This window comes from Kitasatospora sp. NPDC054768 (genome assembly GCF_053612025.1).
This window is the reverse complement of record NZ_JBSHBN010000252.1, coordinates 1-8,488: the sequence shown is the minus strand read 5'-3', so window position 1 is coordinate 8,488 and position 8,488 is coordinate 1. Positions and strand designations below refer to the sequence as shown.

Below are 8,488 nucleotides of genomic sequence, written 5' to 3'. Positions count from 1 at the left end.
CAGGACACCTGGGGCACGGGCCAAAAGGTGCACTCCGCACAGGTCACGTCGTCAGGTGGTCGAACTCCCCAGCCTTGACGCCGAGCAAGAGCGCGCCGAGCGCGCCGGGCGAAGTGGTGAGGACGGTGTCGGGGTCATCGCTCTCACGAATCCTGACGGTGACGTCGGCGACTGCTGAGACGTCGATGCAGTTAGCAGTGTCACCGCTGAACGAGGACTTCTGCCAGCTCTGAACGGCCATGATTCTTCCCGTCTCACATGCTCTGGGCGGTACGGCGGATCAGGTCGCGGGACGCGTCGGGTTTGAGCGCACTCGCCTCCAGCCGATCCCATACGGCTCGATACTTGATCAGCTGCGGCTCAGTGTCAATGAACTCGAATCGGTCCCCATCGACCTGGACGCTGTCCAACCGCGCGACCTCTGCGGCGAAGTACACGATCCCGGCCCCGGAGCTGGGATAGCTACCGGTGCCGAACGGGATGACGCGCAGGTCGATGTGCGGGTATTCACTCATGGTCATCAGGTATTCGAGCTGATCACGGGCAACCTCCGGGCCACCAAAGCCCATACGCAAGGCAGTCTCATGGACGACGGCCGACAGCGGAATCGGATGCTCGCCGAAGAGCACCGCCTGTCGCTTGATGCGATGAGATACCAGGTGTTCCACTTCGGGCGGGGACAATGGCGGGACTACGTCCCGAAATAGGGCGCGGGCATGCTCAGGGGTCTGGAGAAGACCAGGGATGTGAACCACTGAAACGATCCGCATCGTCTGCGTGTGATGTTCGAGTTCGGCCAGGTCGAGTGCTCCGGCCGGGAGGATCTCGCGGTACTCCCAGGTGTGCGGCGAGGACGCTGACGGGTGGGTCGCGGCCTGGGGGCTCGCCGACTCGGGCGGCCGGACCCACGTCATCGGCGTCGACGGGCGGACACGTATGACCCTCGCGTCTCCCGGGCGGGCCGTGCGTCACTTCTCCAGGCGGCCGGATGTCACCGCCAGGCCGATCCGGCTCGCGCGGCCGGAGGCCGCCGCGGCGAGCCGGGCCGAAGCAGCCTGAGCCCGAGCCGGCGCCCTCCAGATCTGTTCACAAGCGGAACCGCGCGCAACCGTAGCGCGAACGGGGCACCCGTGCCAGCCTGTTCGAGGCCTCGGGGGGCAGTGGTCCGCACGGGACTCGGCCCGCCCGGCCTTCCTGCACTGTCGACTGGGACGGGAGTACGGAATGCGCATCAAGATCGGACGGCGCACGGCCAGCATCGCGGCGGTGGCGGCGTTGACGGCCGGCGCGGTGGCCATGGCCACCGGGAGCGCCTACGCCGCAGGTCCGGGCGGGGTGGAGGCGTGCCCCAACGGCAGCGTCTGCCTGTACTACAACTCACCGGGGAACGGCTGGGGATCGTTCGACAACTTCTCGCCGAACCAGAACCTCGACCTGCACAACTACACGTTCGCCCGCTACGCGAACGGCTCCGGCTACGGGGTGACGATGTACAACAACGCCGCCTCGATCGTGAACAACACCGGCCACACGGTGTGGGTCAGCAAGATCAGCGACGGCCTCTGGGTGCCCTTCGACAACGGGTACGCGGGATCGCTCAACGCCGCGGCGAACAACGACGCCCGCCTGTTCTCCTGACGCACCGCAAGCAACCTCGAAGGGCCCTCCACCGCGCGCGGGGGCCCTTCGGGCCTTCCTGGGCTACCACCCGTCGCTACCGCCCGACGGCGCCGATGAAGCCCAGCAGCCGTTCGTTGACCGCTTCCGGCTGTTCCAGGTTGAGCCCGTGCCCGGCGCGGTCCAGGATCTCCGCCCGCACGCCCGGGATCAGCCGGGTGACGCGCTCCACCACCTGGCGCGGTCGCAGCAGCGCGCTGCGCCGGCCCACCAGGACGAACACCGGCAGCTCGATCGACGCCAACTCCTCGTCCGTGAAGGGCCGGGCCGGCGGACGGGAGGACGGCTTGTAGCTCCGCATGGCGAGCATCAGCGGGGCGATCATCTCGCGCGGCCCGCTCAGCGCCGGGTTGGCGAGCAGTCGGCCGACCGCCGGGCGCAGCGGGCGCGGGGCGAGCATGCCGAACAGGCCGCCGATCATGTGGGCGTAGAACCGGGCGGGGACCTTCTCGATCCCGCCCGGGTCGAGCGGCGCGATCGAGGCGAGCCGCTCGGGCGCGTGGATCGCCTGGTTGAGCGCCAGCCAGCCGCCGTACGACACCCCGACCAGGTGGACCCGTTCCAGCCCGAGGCCGGCCAGGACCTCTCCCAGCCAGGCCGCGTTCTCCTGCGAGCCGGCCGCGACGGCGCGCTGCACGCTGCGGCCGGGGTCGTCCAGGGTGTCGATCGCGTAGACGGGGTGGTGTTCGCCCAGCGCCGCGATCTGCGGGTACCAGTTGGACGGGTGCCCGGCGTGGCCGTGCAGCAGCACGATCGGTTCGCCGGTCGTGGCGCCGTAGCGGTGGACGTGGACGCTCCCGTACGCGGTCTCGACGTCGAGTTCCTGGCGCGGGCCGGGCCACAGCTCCATCGCCCGGTCGTACGCCGCAAGGAACTTCGTCCGGGCGGCCTCGCTGACGAAGTGTCCGACGCTGGTCCTGGTCATGATCCCTCCCTGTTTGATGGTATGGTTGTACCACAAAAATATCCGAAAGGAACCCGCTGCCGAAGCTGGTGGATCACGAGGAACGGCGGGCCCACATCATCGACGCGCTGCTCCGCTCAGCGGCGAGCAGCGGCCTGCACTCCGTCACCATGCGCTCGGTGGCCGTCGAGGCGGGCGTGTCGGTTCGGCTCGTGCAGTACTACTTCGACACGAAGGAGCAGCTGCTGCTCGCCGCCATGACCCGCCTCGCCGCCCGCATGGGCGAACGGGTCCAGCGGCGCGTACGCGAGAGCGGCGCCGCGGGCGACCCGCGCGGCATCATCGAGGCGGTGCTCCTGGAGGCCGTCCCCACCGACGAGGAGAGCCGCGCCTTCCACCTCATCTACACCGAGTACGCGGTGCTCTCCGTCACCGACCCGGCGCTCGGCGGACAGCCGTTCCTGGCGGCCCCGAACGAGATGGAGGCCTTCCTGGCGGCCCAACTGACGGCAGCCCAGCAGGCCGGAGCAGCCGATCCACACCTGGACGCGCGCCAGGAGGCCGTCGTCCTGCTGGCCACCTCCGCCGGCCTGGGCCTCAGCGTGCTGCTCAAGCAGCGGACGGCGGCCGAGGCGACCGCCGTCCTGCACTACCACCTGGGCCGGATCCTCCCCGGCCGCAGGTAGGGGGCGGGCTACCGCGCCAGGTGGTCGAACTCCCCCGCCTTGACGCCACGAAGGAGGGCACGGAGGCTCTCGGGCGACATGGTGATGACAACGCCAGGTTCGTCACTCTCCCGGATCTTGATGGTGCTGTCGAGTGCCGCTGCCAGGTAGATGCAGTTGGCGGCCTCCACGCTGTAGCTGGACTTCTGCCAGTTGAGGACCGACATGACCTTGCCTCTCAAGTTTCCTTTTCGATACGTGCCATGAGATCACGCGACTCGACCGGGCTGAGCGCACAGGAATCCAGCCGATCCAGGATCATCCGATACTTCGCCAGGTAGGCATACGCGTCGAGGAACTCGGACCCGTGATCCGTGTCGAGCTGAACAGTGTCAAGTTGAGGCACGGAAGCGCTGAAGTAGACGATCGGCTGGCCAGAACCAGGGAACGCCCCAGCACCGAAGGGAATCACGCGAACTGAGATGTCCTCCCGGGCGCTCATCTCGATGAGCTGCCTGATCTGCCTTCGAGCCACAGCCGGACCACCAACCCCCATGCGCAAGGCTGCCTCATGGACGACGGTCGACAGCGAGGCCGAATGATCGCCGTAGAGCACCGCTTGTCGCTTGATGCGATGAGAGACGCGGTGCTCAACTTCGGGCGGCGACAGGGGTGGGAACACGTCGAGAAAGAGGGCACGGGCATGATCGGCGGTCTGGAGCAGTCCGGGCACGTGGATCACTGATGCAATCCTCATCGCGGTGCAGTGGTACTCCAACTCGGCGAGGTCGAGTGCGCTCGGACGCAGGATGTCGCGATACTCCTCCCACCACCCCCGGACTCGTCTTCCGGTCATGCCGGCGAGAGCGTCGATGAGGCTCTGGTCCGTGCACGTGTACGCGCGAGCGAACGCACGGACGCGATCTGCGCTTACCGGGTAGCGGCCCACTTCGATGCGACTCATGTGAGCCTGGTTCACACCAACCCGAGCAGCCGCGGCAGTTGAGGTGAGCCCGGCATTCTCGCGGAGTTTGCGCAGTTCAAACCCAAGTCGCTGTTGCCGCAAGGTTGGGGCGCCGCTCGTCGACATCTCGCTCCTCTCGTTCACCATCCGGAGTGACATGGCAAGTCTTCAATGGACTTCATGGAAATTATGCCATGGAAGCGCTACCGTATGACATGGGTCAGCTACCAAGAGTGCTGATCTCCGGCAAACCCATGCCTTGAGGTAGGAGACTTCCATGGCTGCTGCGCCCTCGCCAAACCTCCGCCCGATCCCGGCCCGGCCCCCGACGGTCCCGACCTTCGACCAGGAGCGTGCGGGCTCGTACTCGACTCCGCGCCCCGGCTGTTCGCCGTCGTCCAGGTGTGCGACGAGGGGCTCGCGGACGCCGACGGGTGGGTCGCGGCCTGGGGGTTCGCCGACGCCGCCGGGTCGACGCACGTCACCGGCGTCGACGGGCGGACGCGCCTGACCCTCCCCTCCCCCGAGCGGGCCGTTCGCCACTTCTCCCGCCGGCCGGGGATCACCGCCCGGCTGATCTGGCTCTCCCCGCCGACCGGCGCCGCAACGGACCGGGCCGAAGCCGCCTGACGCCTCACGTCTGCGCGGCACTGCTCCGCAATCAGCGTCAACCTGCGCTCAGGCCGTCCAACTGATCCTGGAAGTAGGCCCGTTCGTCGTCGTCCGGCGCCAGCTCCAGCGCCACGGCGGCGTGGTGCCGCGCCCGGCTGTCGCCGACCATTCCGTAGACCATCGCCAGGGCGCCGTGCCCGTAGAAGTCGAGCCCCTCGACGGCGGCGAGGCCCTCGGCCAGCCACAGCGCCTCGGCCACGTTGCCCGTGCCGATCTCCGCCTGCACCGCGCAGCGCAGCACGTCCGGGTTGTTGGGACTCGCCCGGTACTGCGCCCGGAGGTCGCGGACGGCCCCGTGGACAAGCTCCGGATCGGCGGCGACGGCGAGCAGCCGGTCGGGGTTGGCGGGAGTGGCGGGCGGGAGCGACCGCCAGTGGTCGAGGTGCCCGGACCCGGGAGCGACCCGTTCCAGCTCCAGCAGCGCCGCGCGCCACGGCGCCTCGGCTCCGGCGTGGTGCGCCGCCGCCGCGAGGAGTTCCAGCACCTGCTCCTGGTCGGGTTCGAGGTGCTGCGCCCGTTCCAGGACGGCCACCACGTCCGGCCAGTCCACGCCGCTGCGCGGGACCGCGGCCAGCTGGTACAGCACCCGCCCCAGGGCGAGCCACTCGGTGGCGCCGCCGCTCCCGTCGCCGACAAGCTCGGAGAGGATGCCGGCCTGCTGCCGCACGAGGTCCACCGAAGCCTCGTGCCACTGCAACCAGGCCCGGACGTCGCCGAGTTGCCGCTCGGCCGCGACGCATCCGGGGTGGGCGGCGAGGACGCGCTCCAGCTCCCGTCCGGCCCGGTCCACGCTGCCGATCCGGACGTAGGCGCCGGCGAGGTCGCAGCGCACGGCCGGGTCGTCCGCCCCCGCGTCCGCCAGGAACTCCAGCAGCGGGACCGCCTCCGCGAACTGCCCCGACACCAGGTGGGCCGACGCCAGGGCGTGCAGGTCCCCCGCGTGGGCGTCGGCCGAAAGGGCCGACTCCTTCAGGGCGGCCAGCCCTTCCTCGTCCGGATCGGAGACGAACCGCTCGAAGCACGCGAGGACCTCGGGACGCGTGCCGTTCCCCCGGTACTGCGGCTCCCAGTCGATGGTCGGTTCACTGTTCACATGGGCCTCCCCAGCCGCCTGTTCCCCCCGCCTGGCCTACCCGGGCTCCGTACGGTCCCACCGCCCACTGACACACCGCTCCGCGGTGCGCCAGGCGGCGGTGACGGCGCGGTGGGCGGCGGCGGTGGCCTCGGGGATGTCGCCGGGCAGGTGGAGCGGGGTGCCGAGGTGGACGTGCAGGGCGGGGCGGCGCAGGGGGGCGGTGGCGAAGCCGGCGAGCTGTTTGGCGGTGCCGCCCGAGCTGAGGCGGCGGGCGCCGCACTGGCCGAGCGGCACCACCGGGGCGCCGGTCGCCGCCGCGAGCCGGGCCAGGCCGGTGCGGAAGACGCCCGGCTCCGCGTCGCGGGAGTCCCGGCGCCGGGGCAGACCGCCCTCGCCATAGATGAGGACGACCCGGCCGGCCGCCAGCGCCGCCGCGGCGGCGTCCAGGGCGCCGGCCGCCCGGGCGGTGCCACGGTGGACGGGGATGTGCCCGCCGGCCCGCAGCGCCCTGCCGAGCACCGGTACCCGCCACAGCCCGGCGGCGGCCATGACCACCGGCTCGGTGCCCAGCCGGCGCAGTGCGGCCAGCACCACTCCCGGGTCGGCCAGGGAGCTGTGGTTGGCCGCGACGATGCTGCCCGGGGTGACCGGGCCGGCCGTCTCGGAGGTGACGGACAGCTGGCCGAGGACGGGTACCAGGGCGGCGGCGATCGTGCTGAGCATGGCTGTTCCCCCGTGTCCCGCGGCGAAGTGACACCTCCATGCTCGCGGAGCGCCGCCGCCGGCCGCCTGAGTAGCCGTACTCAGACCGGGCCGGGTGCCGGTCGGGTCAGCCGCGCTGCACGGTGACCCGGTCCACGGCCGTGCCGTCCTCGGTCAGGGAGCGCACCTCCATCCGGGCGGGCCGGCCCGCGGCGGCGGGGGTCACCTCGGCCGCGACCAGGCAGTAGCCGGTGTAGCGGACCCTGGACCAGGTGACCTTGACGGTCTGGTTGTGGCCGCTCCGGTCGGCGACCACCATCGGCACGGGCTTGTCGTTGGCGCTTTCGTGCCCGAGGTAGGTGTCGGAGGCCGGGTAGGAGTAGAGCCCGCCGCCACCGCCGCCCGCGACGACGTAGGTGGTGCCGTCCTTCGCGGGGTCGACGGTGTCGCCGGAGGCGGCCTTGCGGATGGCCTTGCGGGTGGCTTTGCCGGCCCGGATGGGGTCGGTCCGCTCGTAGACGTGGTTGTGGCCGCTGAGCACCAGGTCCACCTGGTACTTGTCGAACAGCGGGGACCAGTCCTGCTGCGCGCCGAGTTCGGCGCCGTTGTCGTGGCAGGTGGAGTACGTGCACTGGTGCGGGTGGACGACGATGAAGTCGATGCCGGTGTCGGCGCGGAGCGCCGTGAGCCGGCTCTCCAGCCACTTCTTCTGCTTGCCCTTGGTGCAGTCGAGGTTGGCCGGGGTGTTGTAGCAGACGTCGTTGCCGTCGAGGCTGATCAGCCCGACGTTCTGGTACCGCCAGGAGTGGACGCCGGTGGACCGGCGCCGAAGTCGCCGGGCCGGACGCCGATCCGGACGAAGGGCGCGGTCACCGCGTCCGGCACCTGCCAGGAGACGACGACCTGCTGGGAGGGGTCGGCCCCGAAGGCGAGGTGACGGCCGATCGGCCGCGGGCCACCGAGGTGGTACCGGGCCGCCGTGCGGGTGACCTTCCGGACGTGTCGGCGCCGGAACACCCCGCCCGGCGTGCATGGGTGGAAGGGCGCCGTCCGCGGACGGCGCAGGTTCTGTCCCCCAGTCCGAGAGCCGCCCATGCCTCCCACCGTCTGTCTGCGCCGCATCGTCCCGACCGCGCTCTGCGCCCTCACCGTGGCCCTCGCCGCCGCCCCGGCGGCCCATGCCGCGCCACCGGGCCGCGACGGCGGGTCCGACCCCGGAAGGGCGGACGGCGGCAGTTACGACTGGGACCGCGTCGCGGCCTGCGAGAGCAGCGGCAACTGGCGCGTCAACACCGGCAACGGCTACTACGGCGGCCTCCAGTTCGACCGGCCCACGTGGCGGGAGAACGGCGGCCTCGCCTACGCACCGCGTGCCGACCTCGCCACCCGCGAGCAGCAGATCGCCGTCGCCGAGCACCTGGCCGACCACCGCGGCCTCTCCCCCTGGCCCGTCTGCGGCGCCCGCGCCACCCGCGGCCACGGCCGCGAGGGCGTCCTGCCGCCGCCGGCCGCCGCCCCGGCCAGGGCCGTGTCCAAGGACGGCACCTGGACCGTCCGCGAGGGCGACACCCTCGGCGGCATCGCCGAAGTCCTGCGCGTCCCCGGCGGCTGGCCCGCGCTGTACGAGCTCAACGCCGCCGCCGTCGGCGAGGACCCGGACCTCATCGAGCCCGGTCTGGTCCTCGACCTCCCCTCCTGACCCCGCCCGCGACCCCTTCACCGCCCCACCGACCCGCCGCCCGCGCCCGCCCCGGCGCGGGCGGCGGTCCGTCGTTCACGCCGCTCCCGCGCGACACGCCGACGGCCCGCCCGCTCACTCGGAGCGGACG

At 71.3% G+C, this 8,488-nt stretch carries 12 protein-coding genes; 4 read left to right on the top strand and 8 right to left on the bottom strand.

Annotation, left to right across the window (positions count from 1 at the left end):
• Positions 1 to 43: 43 nt before the first annotated feature.
• Both ACWGKU_RS39180 and ACWGKU_RS39175 read right to left on the bottom strand, forming a co-directional pair.
• Positions 44 to 241, bottom strand: coding sequence for a DUF397 domain-containing protein (locus ACWGKU_RS39180; RefSeq protein WP_401048456.1), 198 nt, complete (start codon positions 239 to 241; stop codon positions 44 to 46).
• A 13-nt stretch (positions 242 to 254) separates the two neighbouring features.
• Positions 255 to 914 (bottom strand): DUF5753 domain-containing protein, encoded by a 660-nt coding sequence (locus ACWGKU_RS39175; protein WP_452180899.1) that lies wholly within the window; start codon positions 912 to 914, stop codon positions 255 to 257.
• Positions 915 to 1,224: 310 nt separating this feature from the next.
• Between ACWGKU_RS39175 and ACWGKU_RS39170 the strand changes: the two genes are divergently transcribed.
• Positions 1,225 to 1,638, top strand: a complete 414-nt coding sequence (locus ACWGKU_RS39170) for a peptidase inhibitor family I36 protein (RefSeq protein WP_401048453.1) — start codon at positions 1,225 to 1,227, stop codon at positions 1,636 to 1,638.
• A gap of 76 nt (positions 1,639 to 1,714) precedes the next feature.
• On the opposite strand, the gene ACWGKU_RS39165 is transcribed toward ACWGKU_RS39170, so the two are convergent.
• Entirely contained in the window at positions 1,715 to 2,602 is an 888-nt protein-coding gene (locus tag ACWGKU_RS39165) for an alpha/beta fold hydrolase (protein WP_452180898.1), read from the bottom strand.
• A gap of 68 nt (positions 2,603 to 2,670) precedes the next feature.
• Between ACWGKU_RS39165 and ACWGKU_RS39160 the strand changes: the two genes are divergently transcribed.
• Positions 2,671 to 3,267, top strand: coding sequence for a TetR/AcrR family transcriptional regulator (locus tag ACWGKU_RS39160; RefSeq protein ID WP_452180897.1), 597 nt, complete (start codon positions 2,671 to 2,673; stop codon positions 3,265 to 3,267).
• Between the two features lie 8 nt (positions 3,268 to 3,275).
• Here ACWGKU_RS39160 and ACWGKU_RS39155 read toward each other — a convergent pair whose 3' ends face one another.
• Positions 3,276 to 3,488, bottom strand: coding sequence for a DUF397 domain-containing protein (locus tag ACWGKU_RS39155; RefSeq protein WP_452180896.1), 213 nt, complete (start codon positions 3,486 to 3,488; stop codon positions 3,276 to 3,278).
• A complete protein-coding gene (locus tag ACWGKU_RS39150; RefSeq protein ID WP_452180895.1) occupies positions 3,485 to 4,336 on the bottom strand; it encodes a helix-turn-helix domain-containing protein in 852 nt (283 codons plus the stop codon). The genes ACWGKU_RS39155 and ACWGKU_RS39150 overlap by 4 nt, the downstream gene beginning before the upstream one ends.
• A gap of 276 nt (positions 4,337 to 4,612) precedes the next feature.
• Here ACWGKU_RS39150 and ACWGKU_RS39145 point away from each other — a divergent pair, with 276 nt between their 5' ends.
• Positions 4,613 to 4,840, top strand: a complete 228-nt coding sequence (locus tag ACWGKU_RS39145) for a hypothetical protein (RefSeq protein WP_452180894.1) — start codon at positions 4,613 to 4,615, stop codon at positions 4,838 to 4,840.
• A 37-nt stretch (positions 4,841 to 4,877) separates the two neighbouring features.
• Here the strand turns inward: ACWGKU_RS39145 and ACWGKU_RS39140 are convergent, their stop codons facing one another.
• The 3 genes from ACWGKU_RS39140 to ACWGKU_RS39130 all read right to left on the bottom strand — a co-directional run bounded on the left by ACWGKU_RS39140 (position 4,878) and on the right by ACWGKU_RS39130 (position 7,692).
• The gene (locus ACWGKU_RS39140; RefSeq protein ID WP_452180893.1) at positions 4,878 to 5,975 is read right to left on the bottom strand and encodes a tetratricopeptide repeat protein; all 1,098 of its coding nucleotides are present in this window, start codon (positions 5,973 to 5,975) and stop codon (positions 4,878 to 4,880) included.
• Between the two features lie 36 nt (positions 5,976 to 6,011).
• A complete protein-coding gene (locus tag ACWGKU_RS39135) occupies positions 6,012 to 6,680 on the bottom strand; it encodes a lysophospholipid acyltransferase family protein (protein WP_452180892.1) in 669 nt (222 codons plus the stop codon).
• A 106-nt stretch (positions 6,681 to 6,786) separates the two neighbouring features.
• Positions 6,787 to 7,692, bottom strand: coding sequence for a metallophosphoesterase (locus ACWGKU_RS39130; RefSeq protein WP_452180891.1), 906 nt, complete (start codon positions 7,690 to 7,692; stop codon positions 6,787 to 6,789).
• A 60-nt stretch (positions 7,693 to 7,752) separates the two neighbouring features.
• On the opposite strand from ACWGKU_RS39130, the gene ACWGKU_RS39125 reads away from it, so the two are divergent.
• Complete coding sequence (locus ACWGKU_RS39125; protein WP_452180890.1) at positions 7,753 to 8,358, top strand: transglycosylase family protein; 606 nt, start codon at positions 7,753 to 7,755, stop codon at positions 8,356 to 8,358.
• Positions 8,359 to 8,488: the final 130 nt, after the last annotated feature.

Coding starts and splice junctions, on each gene's coding strand:
- ACWGKU_RS39180 (WP_401048456.1), bottom strand. CDS start 241: ATGGCCGTTCAGAGCTGGCAGAAGTCCTCGTTCAGCGGTGACACTGCT.
- ACWGKU_RS39175 (WP_452180899.1), bottom strand. CDS start 914: ATGACGTGGGTCCGGCCGCCCGAGTCGGCGAGCCCCCAGGCCGCGACC.
- ACWGKU_RS39125 (WP_452180890.1), top strand. CDS start 7,753: ATGCCTCCCACCGTCTGTCTGCGCCGCATCGTCCCGACCGCGCTCTGC.
- ACWGKU_RS39130 (WP_452180891.1), bottom strand. CDS start 7,692: ATGCACGCCGGGCGGGGTGTTCCGGCGCCGACACGTCCGGAAGGTCAC.
- ACWGKU_RS39135 (WP_452180892.1), bottom strand. CDS start 6,680: ATGCTCAGCACGATCGCCGCCGCCCTGGTACCCGTCCTCGGCCAGCTG.
- ACWGKU_RS39165 (WP_452180898.1), bottom strand. CDS start 2,602: ATGACCAGGACCAGCGTCGGACACTTCGTCAGCGAGGCCGCCCGGACG.
- ACWGKU_RS39150 (WP_452180895.1), bottom strand. CDS start 4,336: ATGTCGACGAGCGGCGCCCCAACCTTGCGGCAACAGCGACTTGGGTTT.
- ACWGKU_RS39170 (WP_401048453.1), top strand. CDS start 1,225: ATGCGCATCAAGATCGGACGGCGCACGGCCAGCATCGCGGCGGTGGCG.